General features: G+C 28.2%; 11 protein-coding genes and 1 riboswitch. Of the genes, 6 read left to right on the forward strand and 5 right to left on the reverse strand.

Translation table 11 applies throughout. From position 1 onward, the window contains the following. Positions 1-179 precede the first annotated feature (179 nt). Positions 180-2,273, reverse strand: a complete 2,094-nt coding sequence (gene nrdJ, locus T483_RS0112120; protein ID WP_026887092.1) for a ribonucleoside-triphosphate reductase, adenosylcobalamin-dependent — start codon at positions 2,271-2,273, stop codon at positions 180-182. Between the two features lie 516 nt (positions 2,274-2,789). Here nrdJ and T483_RS0112125 point away from each other — a divergent pair. The 5 genes from T483_RS0112125 (at position 2,790) to T483_RS0112145 (ending at position 9,808) form a co-directional block, all read left to right on the forward strand. Further along, positions 2,790-3,641 (forward strand): 4Fe-4S binding protein, encoded by an 852-nt coding sequence (locus tag T483_RS0112125; protein WP_035790131.1) that lies wholly within the window; start codon positions 2,790-2,792, stop codon positions 3,639-3,641. 221 nt (positions 3,642-3,862) lie between these two features. Continuing rightward, positions 3,863-4,648, forward strand: a complete 786-nt coding sequence (locus T483_RS0112130) for a Cof-type HAD-IIB family hydrolase (protein WP_026887094.1) — start codon at positions 3,863-3,865, stop codon at positions 4,646-4,648. 339 nt (positions 4,649-4,987) lie between these two features. Continuing rightward, positions 4,988-5,563 (forward strand): 3D domain-containing protein, encoded by a 576-nt coding sequence (locus T483_RS0112135; protein ID WP_026887095.1) that lies wholly within the window; start codon positions 4,988-4,990, stop codon positions 5,561-5,563. A 410-nt stretch (positions 5,564-5,973) separates the two neighbouring features. After that, positions 5,974-6,885: a ComEC/Rec2 family competence protein gene (locus T483_RS0112140; protein ID WP_026887096.1), complete on the forward strand. Its 912-nt coding sequence runs from the start codon at positions 5,974-5,976 to the stop codon at positions 6,883-6,885. Positions 6,886-7,342: 457 nt separating this feature from the next. Next, complete coding sequence (locus T483_RS0112145; RefSeq protein WP_026887097.1) at positions 7,343-9,808, forward strand: bifunctional diguanylate cyclase/phosphodiesterase; 2,466 nt, start codon at positions 7,343-7,345, stop codon at positions 9,806-9,808. Positions 9,809-9,896: 88 nt separating this feature from the next. On the opposite strand, the gene T483_RS0112150 is transcribed toward T483_RS0112145, so the two are convergent. From T483_RS0112150 to T483_RS0112165, 4 genes are all read right to left on the reverse strand, one after another. Next, entirely contained in the window at positions 9,897-10,499 is a 603-nt protein-coding gene (locus tag T483_RS0112150) for a hypothetical protein (RefSeq protein ID WP_026887098.1), read from the reverse strand. 154 nt (positions 10,500-10,653) lie between these two features. Further along, a complete protein-coding gene (locus tag T483_RS0112155) occupies positions 10,654-11,256 on the reverse strand; it encodes a trimeric intracellular cation channel family protein (RefSeq protein ID WP_026887099.1) in 603 nt (200 codons plus the stop codon). 150 nt (positions 11,257-11,406) lie between these two features. Further along, positions 11,407-11,493, reverse strand: a riboswitch (glycine riboswitch). A gap of 449 nt (positions 11,494-11,942) precedes the next feature. Next, positions 11,943-13,691, reverse strand: a complete 1,749-nt coding sequence (locus T483_RS0112160) for an ATP-dependent metallopeptidase FtsH/Yme1/Tma family protein (protein ID WP_026887100.1) — start codon at positions 13,689-13,691, stop codon at positions 11,943-11,945. Positions 13,692-13,835: 144 nt separating this feature from the next. Then, positions 13,836-14,243 (reverse strand): GtrA family protein, encoded by a 408-nt coding sequence (locus tag T483_RS0112165; RefSeq protein ID WP_026887101.1) that lies wholly within the window; start codon positions 14,241-14,243, stop codon positions 13,836-13,838. 851 nt (positions 14,244-15,094) lie between these two features. Here T483_RS0112165 and T483_RS0112170 point away from each other — a divergent pair. Then, positions 15,095-16,009 (forward strand): S66 peptidase family protein, encoded by a 915-nt coding sequence (locus tag T483_RS0112170; RefSeq protein WP_026887102.1) that lies wholly within the window; start codon positions 15,095-15,097, stop codon positions 16,007-16,009. Positions 16,010-16,030 lie beyond the last annotated feature (21 nt).

Genomic DNA, 16,030 nt, shown 5'->3' on the forward strand with positions numbered 1-16,030 from the left:
TATACTATTATATCAAATATGTAAATTAATTAATTATATATAAAATATATTCATACTGAAGAAGGTGATCATTTATAAATTCAATGTTTATCCTTATAATTAAGCGAAGCCAGTACTTTTTATAGCACTGGCTTCGTTTAATTACCTAATCGTTTGTTTTAGTATAAGAATATTAAATATTATCGTACAGGACAAACTCCATTTGCACACTCTTTATCAATTATTTCATGTTCGTCATCATCATCAAGTTCAGCCAATAATTCATAATCTATAGGTTTGATATTTTTTATACGTTCCTCATAATCTTCTTTTGTCGTAGATTCATAAGGTAAAAGAGGATAAGTTTCGTCCATTAGAGGAAGGAAAGTTATACCAACTACGTAGTCAAAATTCTCGTAGAGCCAATTTGCAACATCATCCCACTCATCATCCCTTACATGTACGGTAATTGAAGTATTGTGATCAGTCCAATTTATCATTGATAATTTATAAAGTTCAAGCTGTTCTATAGCTCCAACATCATATTTTGTTTTTCCGTCAGGAGCTTTAATTGGGAATTCTATAACTTTTGTTGTGCAATTTTCATCATTTTGCCCATTCTCATTATAAATTGGATAGCACTTTAGCTTTTCTATCATTTTATATAGAGGGTCAGATGTAGAGATTCTAACTCTTCTAATATAATAATTAGAATGTGAATAATGTATTCCTGAACTTACACATGGAAGTGTCGATAGAGATCCTTCAGGCTTAATTGTGGTCATAAGCTCAGGAATGGAAATTCCAAGTTCTGAGCAGTATTTAATACCTTCACCTCTAACTGCATCTCTTAAACGCTTTAGCAATAAACTTAAATTTTTATAAGTCATGTTTGTTCTATTTACCATATCCATCATTCCTGTTAATGATATTCCAACGATTCTATCATTTTGCATAACTTTATTCCAATCTGGAAGCTCGACATCTACTAGGGTCATTCTAATAGCTACTCTAGTAGATAGCTTTATTATCTTTTCTAATTCATCAATATCTAAATTATTATCTTCATTTACGAATGAGGCTAAATTGTTTGTTGATAGGTTGCAGCATTGATGTGAATTAAGCAAAATTTCTCCACATGGATTACAACCTTTAAATGTGCTTTTTCTTTTCATCGCTTCACTTCCATTAATAAAACCAGGTTCACCATTTATTTTTATAGATTCTAGGATTTCCTTTATTTTATTAAGTGATGGTTTTTCTTTATATAAAATAGAATTATTACTCATTTTCCTATGAGATACTTCTGAATTTTCAATCCAATTTCCATCTACTATTTTGTATAATTTACTTTTTGCATTTATAACATCTTCATCATTTTCATCACAAATAATCATCATTGCACTACGCCTAACTCCACCAGAAACTACATTTTCGCTTATTATAGTAGCTATGTCAAGCACATCTATGGAGCTTAAGCTTCCATTACTAAGATTACTGCAAACCTTATTTATTTTTTCAAACATTCTCTTTAATGATTTATGACCAGATGCTCTGCCTCCAAACCTTTTTAATCTTTCACCCTCAGGCCTTACATAGCTGTAGTCAAATATAATTTTCTTAATATTAATATATTTAGGACTTGTAATTAAATTAAAGTAAGTTTCTAGAGCATTACACCAACCTTCTTTGCTATCTCCAATCTTAATTTTAGCGACTGATGGATTTCCCTCGTCTAAAATAAGTTTTGTGTTTTCCATATATTCTTTTGGCATGAACTTATGAATTCCTTCATTATATTCGCTATCTAGATGTATTCTCCTTATATTAGGCATTTTGGATATTAGAGATTTATCGATTCTAACACCGACCCCAGATCCAATCATGAGAAGATAAAATATGTCTACAAAATCATGAAATTTCTCAATCATTGTAAATGCACAGTTATAATTTGAAAGGGGATATTCTTTTACTATGTCAGTTCCTCCCATATAAAGAGTTCTGCCAGATGTAAATGTCTTTAAATTAAATAAATTATCAAATAATAGTTCAGCTTCTTTTACTTCATCTTGTAGATTTATACTTAACCCATGTTTCTTTTTAAACTGCATACCAAGTTCAATATTATACTCTGTTGTTCTAAGAACTGTTTCAAACCAAGTTTCTCTTCTTTTTTTATTGTTTAAATATCTAGAATAAGTTCTTAAATAAACAAATTCGCCAATATTGCTTAGGGGCGTATGCTTAATTTCTCTGTATTTCCTTAAAAATGATTCTGATAATAGTTCACTCATATATATTCCTCCAGTTTTACTTAATAAGCTAATAATTTCTTACTAATCCTTATATTCTTTTGAATTATAATATTTTCAAATTTTGCGATAATATTATTTTAAATCATTTTATAACAAAATACAATATGTTGTATTAATTAAAAAAACAGATACCATATATAGGGTTGTCCTGTTTATTGTAATGATTGATTCTACCTAGTAATATGAAAATTTAATTAAGAAGATTTAAGAAAATTTTATGGAAGGTAAATGTAATTTTGCAAAGGGATTATATGAGTAATTGTATAAAACGTGACAATAATCACAGTTTTATATAATGAATCGTGGTACTGTATTTTGGTAATATAAAATTTTGAAGCGGTTTTATAATGCAATTAGATAGAAGTCATAAGCAATTACTTGCAGATATCTCTGTAGGTTTTTTATTGCGTTTAGAAGTTTCATAATGCAAATTATTACTTTTAGCTAAGAATTAGCACGTAAACTGTTTACATAGAAAGGATAGATGAAAATACAATGAATAATAAATGTGATCTTGAATTATTAAAATTAGAAGGTTTTATGCAGCAACAAAATAAAGAATATTTTTCACTTAGAATATTGACAGATGCAGGAAACTTAAGTTCTAGTGAAATGATTTGCCTAGCACAAATAGCTGAGTTATATGGAAATGGATATATGGGATTCACAACAAGGCAGTGTGTTGAAATACCTTGGATTAGAGAGGATTTAATTCCTGAGGTTAAGAAAAAAATAATAAATGCGGGAATTAAGACTGGCGGGACAGGTACAAGAGTTGTGGCTGTAGCTGCTTGCAAGGGCTCACTTTGCAGATTTGGATTATTAGATTTACAAGAAATAGCTAAAAAGCTCGATAGAAAATTTTTAGGAATAGACCTTCCAGGTAAATTTAAAATCGGAGTAACTTCATGTCCAAATAATTGTGTAAAAGCTCCAATCAGTGATTTAGGTTTCTTGGCTCAAAATGAACCCAAGGTAGAGATGGATATGTGCAAGGGATGTAATATTTGTAAAAATAATTGTAAAGTTGATGCAATAGAAATGGTGCACAAAAAAGCAGTAATAGATTATGATAAATGCATTTCCTGCGGTCAATGCATTAAAGCCTGTCCTTTTAAAGCTATGAAGGTAGAGAAGGAGGGAGTTGCAGTATATTTAGGTGGTAAGTTTGGAAGAAAGTTGAGAATGGGAAATCGTCTTAAAAAACTTTACCAACCTGATGAATTGGAAGTTATTACAGAAATGGTTATTGAGTATTACAAAAATAATGCTAAGAAAGGCGAAAGGTTAGGAAGTACAATAAGTAGGCTAGGGTTTAATCATATAAAGGAAGTCTTGGATATATAGAAATTCTACAGAAATAAACAAGTCTGTATTATAAATAATAAATTCTTTAATAATATATCAACATAATTTCCTTCAATTCATTCTCGTTTGGTTTCGTTTTAATAATTAATCATTGAAATAAAATTAAGTAAATTGACAATTGCGAATAAACAAACTAAAATGATATTAAACGATAATAAAATGTATTAAAGAGAATAAATTGTTATGGGGGAGATGTAATTATGAAAAAAGCAGTTTTTTTTGATATAGATGGAACTTTAATGGACTGTTTAAACGGAATAACAGATATTAGACCTAGAGTAAAAAAGGCGATCCGTTTACTTCAAGCAAATGGAGATTATGTATTTATTGCAACAGGCAGACCATATGCCTTTTTAAATGAATCTTTGTATAACTTTGGATTTGATGGCTTTGTTCTTACTAATGGAGCATATGTAAAAGTTAAAGAAAAATGTATATATAAAGAATGCCTTAAAAAGGATTTTGTAAGAGAATTAATGTGTAATTTTGAGCAGCGTAATATTCAATATATTTTGCAAGGGGAAACGTATTCTTATATTAAAGACGAGTATAAAAAATTGCATTCTTTCTATGATTCTTTTGGTATACCTAAAAAGTATCTGCAATCTGAATATGATTCAGAGAAGATAGAGACATACAAAATCGAGATGTTATGTGATGATAAAAATGGAATTGATTATTGTTTGAGTTTGGCAAATGAGGATTATGATTATATTCATAATATAGAGGAAAAATCTTTTGAACTATATTCAAAATCAAATACAAAGGCAACGGGGATATTAAAAGTACTAGACTTTTTAGATATTCCAGTAGAAAATAGCTATGCATTTGGAGATGGTAAGAACGATATAGAAATGTTATCTACAGTAGGATGTGGAATTGCTATGGGAAATGCTGAGGATTATGTAAAAAAACATGCCAAGAAAGTAACCGACACAGTGCAAAATGATGGAGTAGCTTTAGAGATAGAGCGATTTATTTGCTAAGATAAACTTGCATTTTACTTACTAAAATGCAAGTTTATTTTGTTAAATAATACTATTTATATATAGCAATATAAAAAATCATATAACTCACTTAACACACCTAAGAATACTAAAATTAAATTTTTTCAAATATTATTTACTGCCTATATTACCAGGAAATATGCAAGAATACAACGTATATAACCTTTTCATATGCAATTATGAAAATTATATCTATATGTAACAAAAATTACTTTTGTGTTTAATGTATTCTTATCCTATAATGGGGCAATACCATATCGGTGGGTAAAGTAACCTAGAATATTATTAGGTCGCAAATAAAACACAAGGAGTGGTAATTTGATTAAATTAAAAACACATGTTATAAAGGCTTGTATATTCTTAGGAATATGTTTAGTGGGATTTGAAACAAATTTTTTAGATCTACAAACTAAAAATATTCAAATAAATAGAATTGTTACAGGTAGCTATAAAGAAAATTCTAGTTTTCTGAACGAAAGTGCTAATACTGATAAATATATAGAACCAGCAAAAGAATATGCTGAAGCTTCATCTAATTCAGTAAATACATCAACGGTAAAAAATCAAAATCAGATGGGTAAGCCTATTAAAGCTGAATTAACTGCATATAGTGATGATCCTAGATGCTCAGGAAAATGGAAATCACAAACAGCTATGCAGACACAAACAAGAATAGGTGTTATTGCGGCTCCATCTAATATACCGCTTGGAAGTAAGATGTATATTCCAGAATTACAGGGTTATAAGTCTGATGGCATGTTTGATGTTGAAGATAGAGGTGGAGCAATTAAAGTAAAAAAGGATGGTACTTATGTAATAGATGTTTGGGTCCCGTCCTATGAAGAAGCTAAACAATTTGGTAGAAAAACAACTACTATATACCTATTAGAATAAGTATAAATTTGAAACTGCTTTAATGTCAGTATTTTTATTTAAAGAAAATATCCTAAGGGAAGTAATATCTTTCAAATTAAGTATTTAGAAAATATATGTAACACTACTAGTGTTTAATTGGATGAAGCCCTTAGGAATTTTTAGGAAAGAAATTAAAATAATGATACTATCTATAATTGTTGCAGTAAGTTTATTAAAAATAAATTTAGTGCCTTTTTGTTATTTGAGAAAATAACTTAGACATTAATAATCCAACTGATCGAATAACTAATGTGGATTTAAGGATTTGTGTAAACGAATTTCAATTCGTTATTTTGACGCTTACATATTAATATCACTAACTCATATTAAAAAATTGACATTACGAGATAAAAATATACAATAGTATAATAGGTGAGGTGAAAGTTAAAATGAAAAAAACTCTAAAATCACTATGTTTATTACTACCTATATTTTTATCTTTGTTTTTAATCTCGTGTGGAAAAAACAATAATTCAACCAAAAATTCCGTCACAGATGAAAACCTAAAGATACATTATATTGACGTTGGACAAGGTGATTCAGAATTAATACAAGTTAATGGTAAAAATATTCTAATTGATGCAGGCACAAGCGATAAAAGATCTTTAGAGTATCTTAAATCAATTGGAATTACTAGACTGGATTATGTGATAGCAACACATCCTCATGAAGATCATATAGGTAGTATGGATGATGTTATTATTAATTATGATATTGGAGATTTTTATGCTCCAAAAGTTACTACAACAACTAAAACATATGAAAATATGATTAATGCTTTAAAATCTAAGAGCCTAAAAATTAATGTTCCAAAAGTAGGAGAAAAGATTAATATAGGAAATTTAGTATTAACATTTTTAGCACCGAACAGTAGCAAGTATGATGATTTAAATAATTATTCTATTGTTATTAAGCTAGAGTATGGCAAGACAAGCTTTGTATTTATGGGGGACGCCGAAGGCGTTTCAGAAAATGAGATATTAGCAAAACAACTTGATATTCAAGCTGATGTTTTAAAGGTTGGACATCATGGAAGTCATTCATCTACAACTCAAGCTTTTATCGATAAAGTTAATCCTAAATATGCAGTAATAAGTTGCGAAAAAGGTAATGACTATGGGCATCCTCATAAGGAAACTATAGACAAGCTTAATAATAAAAATATTAAAGTATTCAGAACAGATATGCAAGGAACTATAATAGCAACTTCTAATGGTGAGAATATAACATTTAATGTAGAGCCAGTAGATAAAAAAATTAATGTACCTGGAAATGAACTAAATAAAGCATCTAGTAAATAATGTTTGCACAATCGGATATAACACAATAGTAAATTAAATAGATGGTAGTGGGTTTTATATTAAAATACATTGCTGTCTATTTTTTTGTTTTTATCTAAGAAATTATAATCAATCAAACATTACATTTAAACCTAGTTGCTTACCGATAAAGACACTAATGAATTTTAAACATATATTCTATAGTAAAGAAGATACTTTAAGTTCTAAAGAAAAAGAAATTCTTGGGATTTTGATAGAAATGTCAATGAATAGTGAAATCGAAATCATATAATACTAATAGGATTAAGATAATATTATAGACTTTCTTAAATTATTTAATATTATAGTATTGTTTTATTAATTTTGATAATTTTAAACGAAAATCCTGCTAAATTATGTAGAAAAATAATGAATAAGACTTCAGTAAATGGTATAATTGAATATATGTGTATAAAATATCTGATTATTGAGGTGAATTATGAAAACCTATAATGTTAAATATAGGGACTTTAAAACTTTACAGTTATATGTAAATAGCAACGACATAATAAAATATAATAATATATTAGTACAAGTATTTTCAGGAATATGCAATAAAGAATTTATAGAAGAAGTAATACGAAATTTAAAATTATTAATTCCTCAATGTAAAATAGTGGGAGCTACATCTTCAGGTGAAATTCTAAATGGAGATATATTTGAACAAGAGTGTATAATTTCTATAAGTACTTTTGAAAAAACAATAATTAAATCTGTTTTAATTAAAGATAATATACCTGATTTTAATAAAGGTGTAGAAATAGCTAATCAATTAATTTGCCCAAATACCAAAGTAATAATATCTTTTGGAGATTCAAGTATTCTCGGAGAGGAACTTTTACGTGGGATAAACTCGATAAATGATAATGTTTTAGTCGCAGGGGGGATTGCTGGAAAGAGTGATTCTGAGTATCAAACATACGTTTTTACGGAAGAAGGAGTAGAAAAAAACGCAGTAGTTGGAGCAGCTTTAAAAAGTAAATCTTTAAATGTGAATAACGGAAGTAGTTTTAATTGTATACCTATAGGCAAAGAACACGAAATAACATCAGTCGAAGATAATATAGTAAAAAAGATAGGAACCATATCAGCAAAAGAATTTTATAACAAGTATTTAGGTACTGATAATTATGGACAAGTTCTCCGCATGGGAGATAAGTTTCCTTTAATGGTAAAAAGAAGAAATAGATACTTTAGCGCACGCGTATTAAAATTTATAAATGCAGAAGAAGCGCTTTTATCTACAAGGCTAGATATTGGTGAAAAAATAAGAATTGGCTTTGGAGACTTAAGAGAAATTTTACAAGGTGCGAAAGAAATGTATAATGAGCTGGCAAAATGCCCATGTGAGAGTTTGTTAATATATTCTTGTGATTCAAGAAAAAATATATTTAAAAAAGTTAATGCTAAGGAGATAATGCCCTTTAAAAATTTATCAGTAAGCGGTTTTTATACTTTTGGGGAATTTAATAATGTAAATAATAAAAATATGTTTTATACAGAAACAATGACTGTATTAGTACTTTCAGAAGATATTAATGCAAGAATTAAAATGATATCAGAAATCGATGCTGAATATTCTTATTTTACTGAGGAAGATTCAGCGTTATATAATCTTATAAAGAATACTGGAGAAGAATTAAATCAACTAAATATAAAACTAGAAGAAAAAATAAAAGAAAAAACAGATGAGTTAGAAAAACAATATTATACGGACAAGTTGACTGGTTTAGAAAATAGAAATAAATTAATTAATGATTTATGCATAAAAAAGTACACCAAGCTTGTAATTGTTGATATAAGATCTTTCAATGATATAAATGACTTCTATGGAAATACAATAGGAGATAAAGTACTAAAAGATATTTCTAAGTTAATTAGTTGGTATTGTAGTCAAAATAAATTGAGTTCTTACAGGGTAAATTCAGATATATTTGCAATAGCAAGTAGTGAAATATCAAAAGAAGAATTCACTACAAGAATACAATCTTTGCAAAATGAAATAAATAATAAGTGTTTCGTTTATGAAGAAGGTAAAATTTTCTTAACAATTGTAATGGGCGTTGCAATGGAAGAAGAATTATTATTTGAGAAAGCAGAAATGGCGTTAAATTATGCAAAAAAGAATAAAGAATTATTTCAAATATATAGGGAAGAACTTAACATATATGAGGGAATTAAGGAAAATATAATATGGACTAAAAAAATTAAAGATGCTATAGCTGAAAATAGAATAGTTCCATTTTTTCAACCAATAGTTAATAATAATCTAAAAACAATTGAAAAATGTGAAGCTTTAATTCGAATGATTGATGAAAACGGGAAAGCTATATCTCCCTATTTTTTCTTGGATATAGCTAAAAAAGCTGGATTATATAAAGAATTAACAATAATAATGTTAGAAAAAACCTTTGAAGTTTTAAATAAAACTAATTATGAAATATCTATAAATCTTCTTCTTCAGGATATAATGAACAGCAAAATTAGAACATTAATAATAAAAAAACTAAATCAGGCTCAAAATCCTGAAAAGGTCGTATTTGAAATAGTTGAATCAGAAGGTATTGAAAATTTTAATGAAGTTACTGAATTTATAAAAGAAATAAAAAAATATGGTTCAAAAATTGCGATTGATGATTTTGGAACTGGTTACTCAAATTTTAATTACCTTATGAAACTAAATGTGGATTATATAAAGATTGATGGGTCAATTATTAAAAATGTTCATAAAGATAAATCGGCAGAGCTTGTTACAAAAACTATAGTATCATTTGCAAAAGAGTTAGGAATAGAAACTATTGCAGAGTTTGTGTCTGAGGAAGAAATATACAATAAGTTAAAAGCTTTGAATGTGGATTATTCTCAAGGATATTATTTTTCGGAACCAAAAGATAATATAGGATGATTTAAAAATCATCCTATATATACAATGCATTAACGTAATAACAATTAATAAAACTTTTTACAATAAGACGAATAATGTTTAATGATATTTAAACTCTATTTGTCTTTTTTAATTTAGAAAAATAATATATTAAGCATGTAATCAAAGCACATGTGCCCTTTATCATAAGATCTGTTGCTGTATCTTCAAGACTTCCATTTGTCATGTCAGTTTTAAAAAAATAATCCGCCAAAAATTCATATATCTCCCAAATGGTACCTATTGCGATTGTGAAACAAAAGGCAAACATTAATGTGAATTTTGAAAACCTATTTTGAGTTATATTTTTAGTTTTGGCCATAATTCCCTGTAATAGATGCACTCCGATTATAACTCCATATGCACCAAATATACCATGAAGAAGTATATCCCACCACCAAAACATACTATAAAACTTTAAAGTTTCTCCTAGATATAAAGTAATAAATATAAATATTATTGATGCTGATAAAAAACTAGATGGAAGGGTTATTTTTTTTAAATTAGCAATTCTAACAATAATAAAAGGAATAAATATACTTACAGCATCCCACAATAAAAAAAGTAAATAACTCCATGGATTAGATGAAGCACTCTTAATAGCTGTAATAATAATTAATATTTCAAATAATATTGCTAGTACTATGGCAATTTTACTGTTTTTGTTAATCATTAAAATCAACCCCTTTCTAATGTATAATATTTATATGGATTCTAAGTCTAATGATATCTTCTCCTTTTTTATATAAAAATATGTACTTATAAGAATAGGCTTGTCCTAAAGTAAATTATTTTTGTATTAATTTATTCTAGGATGCCTATTATAATTAGTTCTTATTAATTATCGGAAGATTTATTTTTTTTATATAACAAATCATTCTAATCGAGAAAGTGGCAATTAATGATATATGCTGAGAAAGATGAGTTCCTAGAAGTGGATATAAAAACCACAGTAAAAGTGAACCGAGAATACATGCGATACAATAAACATCAGTCTTAAAAATTTCAGGCTTTCTACTAGTAATTATATCTCTAAGCACTCCTCCGCCAACTCCAGTAATGCTTGTAGCGAATAGAAAGAGCATTAAATTATATCCACTTTCAAGAGCTTTAATTCCAGAGGAAACAGAAAAAGCCGAAAGTCCTATTGCATCTATTACTACAAACATAGTATTATATTTTAATTTTCCGCCAAGAATAACAGGAATTGTTGCACCTAAAATAATAAATGGAATTGTCTTATAATTTGAAAAGAATAATGGAATACCAACATTTGTTACAATATCACGGAGAACCCCTCCACCCATAGCTGTTACAGTAGCTAGAATGTATATACCAAATAGGTCGAATTTTTCATCAATTGCTATGTGAGCTCCAGATGCTGCAAATGCAAATATGCCTAAATATTCTAATATATTAATATCACTCATAAATCAAATACCTCTTTCAATTTAAATTTTGATGCATAAAAAAAGACGAACTGCGTAAACAATTCGCCTCTGTTATTGTACCTGAAAGATTCTCTTTTAATAACTAATTAAAAGATTGCTTCTTGGGTGTCATAAGACTTTCCAGAGTTTCGTCAGAATTCGGTCCTTTTGCCTGAGAGTTTGTTGCGGTTTCACCTTCGGCTCTACATTGTTTGTAGCATCTCCCAAATTCATCACACGATTACTATAATTAATCAAACAAATTATAATTTAGTTTTAATAACATGTCAAACTAAATATATTGATATTTATCTATTTTTATGTTCGAAAAATTTAAAATAATAAAACTAATTAAAATTTCTCATAAAACACTATATTATCTAGAGATTTGCGTTTAGCAGAATTCCTATAAGGAGATTCAGTAAGTACAGCTGAGTAACCTATAGTTTACCAACAACTTGACGCGTTATGATTGTGAAAAGTCCAACAAAACGAAATGAAAGGCTATATTTAGAGTAAAGATATAAAATAGCACATAAAAATGGAAGGCTACTATATTTACTGAATGTCCCAATATAAAGGGAACATTCACCAAATATATACAGCCTTCCACTTAGAATATTTAGAATAAATATTCTCAAAAAATTAAATTATGGATATATTTAATTTGACTCGATTAACTTACTTTAAGTTATTTGAATAACTAATTTGTTCAATTCATCTTCGTGTAAAGTCTCTTTTTCTAATAACGCTATAGCAATTTTATCTAACGAAGCTCTATTTTTATTTAGAATTTTTAGCGTTTCGTCGTATAGATCACTAACAATATTTTTACATTCTTCAATAACTGGGTTTCCATAACTACTATACAAAGGACCTACACTTGATAGATTTATAAGTCCTAAGGTTTCACCCATACCATACTCAGTAACCATTTTTAAAGCAATATCAGTAGTTTGAGATATATCTCCATGTGCTCCAGTAGAAATTTTATCTTTGCCAAAAATAATTTCTTCTGCAGCTCTACCGCCTAGTGAAACTTTAATTTTATTTCTCAAGTAATCTATTCTGTGGTAGCTAGTATCCTCAGGAATAGATAGCGTGTAACCTCCGGCACCTTTTGTTGTTGGTATAATTGTTATCTTAGAAACTTTATCTTGAGGAAGTAGTAGCATATTAATCAATCCATGTCCGGCCTCGTGATATGCTGTGAGAAGTTTATCTTCTTCTTTAAGATAACTTCTTTCTTTCTTCTCATGCCCAGCTAAAGTTATAGAGTAGGCATTTTCTATATGGTAAGAAGTTATATAATCGCTATCGTCTTTAGCAGCTAATATAGCACTTTCATTAATTAAACTTTCTAGCTTTGCACCAGAAAAATATACTGTTTTTTTAGCTATATCTTTAATATCAATATTTTCATATGGTTTGTCCTTTAAATGAAGAGATAAGATTTTCTCTCTTGCATTAACATCTGGCAATGCAACTTCTATGTGTCTATCAAATCTTCCTGGTCTAAGAAGAGCTTTGTCCAACATATCAAGTCTATTTGTAGCTGCAATTACTACAATTCCTTCTTCTTGTCCAAATCCAGACATTTCAGTTAAAAGAGCATTTAATGTTTGATCTTTTTCATCATTATTAGATCCATTTTTTCCATTACCTCTTGCTTTACCTATAGCATCGATTTCATCAATAAATATTACAGCTTTTCCTTGAGATTTTGCCTTCTTGAATAAATTTCTTACTCTCGCAGCACCAACTCCAACATATACTTGAACAAAATCAGAACCACTAAGTGCATAAAACGGAACTCCTGCTTCACCTGCAACAGCTTTTGCAAGTAATGTTTTACCTGTACCTGGATCGCCATAAAGAATAACACCCTTTGGCATTCTAGCGCCATACTTTTGATACTTTTCTGGATTTTTAAGAAAATCTACAACATCCATTAAACTATCTTTAGCTTCTTCATTTCCAGCTACAGCATCAAAATTTAGAGCTGATTTCTTATCTTTACTAAAATCTTGCATTTCCATAGATGTTACAGAAGAAACGCCGCCTTTTGATCTGTATACAAGCATTGCAACTATTGCAAAAAGTGATACACCTAAAACTCCTGAAGGAATAGTTTTAGTAAGAGGGGGAGTGGTCTCATCCTTAACCTCTATTCCATTTAATAAGAGTTTTTCTTTTAAAGTATCAGTATGTGGGTTATCTGTAGAGTATTTATCACCACTGTTAAGTATTACAGTCATTTTGGGAGAAGTATCAACTATTACGGTTGATATTTTATTAGAATTAAGATCTTCATTAAAATAAGAGTAACCTTTATTAATTACCTTTGAGTTTATTGATGTTACTATCATTACTATAAGAGACAGAATCGCCGTTATTATAGGAATAATAATATAGTATTTTTTTATCTTATTCATTAAGTACCTCCAATTCATTAAAAGATAACTTAAGGCATACATATTTAAAACTTATTTTGTATGCCTAATATTGATTATACATATTTAAAATTAGAAGTCTAATTTCTTTCATTGATTTTACCAATGTAATTTTTGGAGAAATACTCAATTAATTTTTTTGTTGAATGCAAAAAATTTCATTAATATAAATGTAATTGGAATACCTATAATTGCTGCTAATAAATAGGCAATAAGCTTATTTAGGCCCAGAAGATTAAATACTATTACCACAACTATATTTTGGATGATAAAATTTGGAATATATGATATTACAAACTTGATAAATTTATTGAATTGCAGTCTTTCCTTAAAGGTTATAAAACTATTCAATAAATACGATATAATCAAACCTGAAATATAACCAACTATAAATGCTATATTTTCATTCAAAAAACTTGAATATAGGTAAGAAAAAGCAGTTCCGTTAAAGGTATTTATAACGCCTATTATTAAAAAGGTAATGAATTCTTTTGTATAGAAAGTATTTTTAAACTTTTGAACTATGTTATCCATAAATTGCCTCCCACATATTTTCTTATCTATGCTAATTAATTATCAAAGATGAGAAATCTGATCTTTATTTAATTTCGTTATATATTTTCAAAATACACTTTTGTATTATTCAATAGGATAAAAGCTAAGTTGATCCAATAAGTGAAAATTTATAGAAATATGAAATTCTAATTAACAACTGTCCAATGGAACCCTCCCCTTAAGAAATAAATTAGAATCTCTAAATTGATTTAATGATTATAAAGCATGTTTATTAATGAGCATATAGTTAGGATTGTTATGCATAATATCAATTAAATCCAATCTATTAGTTTATAAAAAAATTAAAGACGTTTCTCTATTTAAGAAAAATAGTACATTATTTTAAATATATTACATAATAAACAATATCACTTTCACTATAATATTATTCAACAAATTTATCAATAAAATTAACGTAATATTGTAAAACTGACTCAAGGGATTTAATTACATCAATAATATCTTTAGCTATAACTAAGCTAGTAGCCAATGCATAGCTTAATTATATTTATTATTTCTGAATAAACGCTTAACAGATTATAAAGATTTCACCTTCATTGAAAAATTAATTTAAAGAGAGTATTTCTACTATCATATTAACTCTTAAAACTTTGTAATTTACAAATATTTTAATAATATATTATAAAGAATATTTCAAACTCATATAATTAAGTGTATTTTATAAATGATTATAAAATATCATTGAACTTTTAAATATCGTCTGTGTGATCTAATAAAATTTAAAGTATAGATTATACGGACTTATATATTAAATACAATGATCTTTTTTATTAAGTTTGCAATGTAACAATTATATGGGAGATATAAATATGATAAGACCAAAATCTCTAAAAAAAGGTGATAGAATAGGATTAATTGGAACTTCTGGTCCAGTAAAAAAGGAAAGAATAGAACCATCGATTAAGGCTATGGAAGAGTTAGGGCTTGAAGTTGTTTTAGGGAAAAGCTGCAAATGCCACCATGGATATTTATCTGGAAGCGATAAGATCCGAGCAGATGATATTAATGAAATGTTCGAGGATAAAACCATAAAGGGCATTTTTGCTATAAGAGGCGGATACGGAGCTGGAAGAATTTTGGACATGTTAGATTATAATATGATAAAAAGAAATCCAAAGGTTTTTGCAGGATATAGTGATGTAACGGCCCTTCATAACGTATTTAATGAAAAATGTAAACTCATAACTTTCCATACTCCAATGGCATCAACTGAATTTTATAAAGGTGTAGACAATTATACAATGGACTATTTTATAAGAAACATATTCAGTGATAAACCATTAGGAATACTTAAAAATCCAGATGGACAGGAAATAAAAACACTAGTAAATGGAAAAGCAATAGGAAAGCTAGTTGGAGGAAATCTGTCTTTGATTACTTCTTCTATGGGGACTCCACACGAACTTGATACAAAAGGGAAAATATTATTCTTAGAAGATGTAGACGAATATCCATATAAAATAGATCGAATGTTACTTCAATTAAAGCAATGCGGAAAATTTAGAGATGCAGCTGGAATTATTCTAGGATCCTGGAATGGATGTAATCCAATAGAAGGAAGTAGCAGCTTAACGCTAATTGAGATATTTGAAGAATTGATAAAGACAGAAAATAAGCCAACAATTTATAATCTGGCTTGCGGGCACGGCACTCCTACTATAAGCATTCCACTAGGGGCAAAAGTAAAGATAAATGGGGAAAGAAAAGAAATTGTTATTCTTTAGTTGATCATTAAAGATTGTACG

The sequence above is a fragment of the Clostridium beijerinckii HUN142 genome (assembly GCF_000621745.1).
Lineage (GTDB): Bacteria > Bacillota > Clostridia > Clostridiales > Clostridiaceae > Clostridium > Clostridium beijerinckii_A.

Bases quoted from the DNA above. Each gene is read 5' to 3' on its own strand.
- nrdJ (WP_026887092.1), bottom strand. From the start codon at position 2,273: ATGAGTGAACTATTATCAGAATCATTTTTAAGGAAATACAGAGAAATT.
- T483_RS0112125 (WP_035790131.1), top strand. From the start codon at position 2,790: ATGAATAATAAATGTGATCTTGAATTATTAAAATTAGAAGGTTTTATG.
- T483_RS0112130 (WP_026887094.1), top strand. From the start codon at position 3,863: ATGAAAAAAGCAGTTTTTTTTGATATAGATGGAACTTTAATGGACTGT.
- T483_RS0112140 (WP_026887096.1), top strand. From the start codon at position 5,974: ATGAAAAAAACTCTAAAATCACTATGTTTATTACTACCTATATTTTTA.
- T483_RS0112145 (WP_026887097.1), top strand. From the start codon at position 7,343: ATGAAAACCTATAATGTTAAATATAGGGACTTTAAAACTTTACAGTTA.
- T483_RS0112150 (WP_026887098.1), bottom strand. From the start codon at position 10,499: ATGATTAACAAAAACAGTAAAATTGCCATAGTACTAGCAATATTATTT.
- T483_RS0112155 (WP_026887099.1), bottom strand. From the start codon at position 11,256: ATGAGTGATATTAATATATTAGAATATTTAGGCATATTTGCATTTGCA.
- T483_RS0112160 (WP_026887100.1), bottom strand. From the start codon at position 13,691: ATGAATAAGATAAAAAAATACTATATTATTATTCCTATAATAACGGCG.
- T483_RS0112165 (WP_026887101.1), bottom strand. From the start codon at position 14,243: ATGGATAACATAGTTCAAAAGTTTAAAAATACTTTCTATACAAAAGAA.
- T483_RS0112170 (WP_026887102.1), top strand. From the start codon at position 15,095: ATGATAAGACCAAAATCTCTAAAAAAAGGTGATAGAATAGGATTAATT.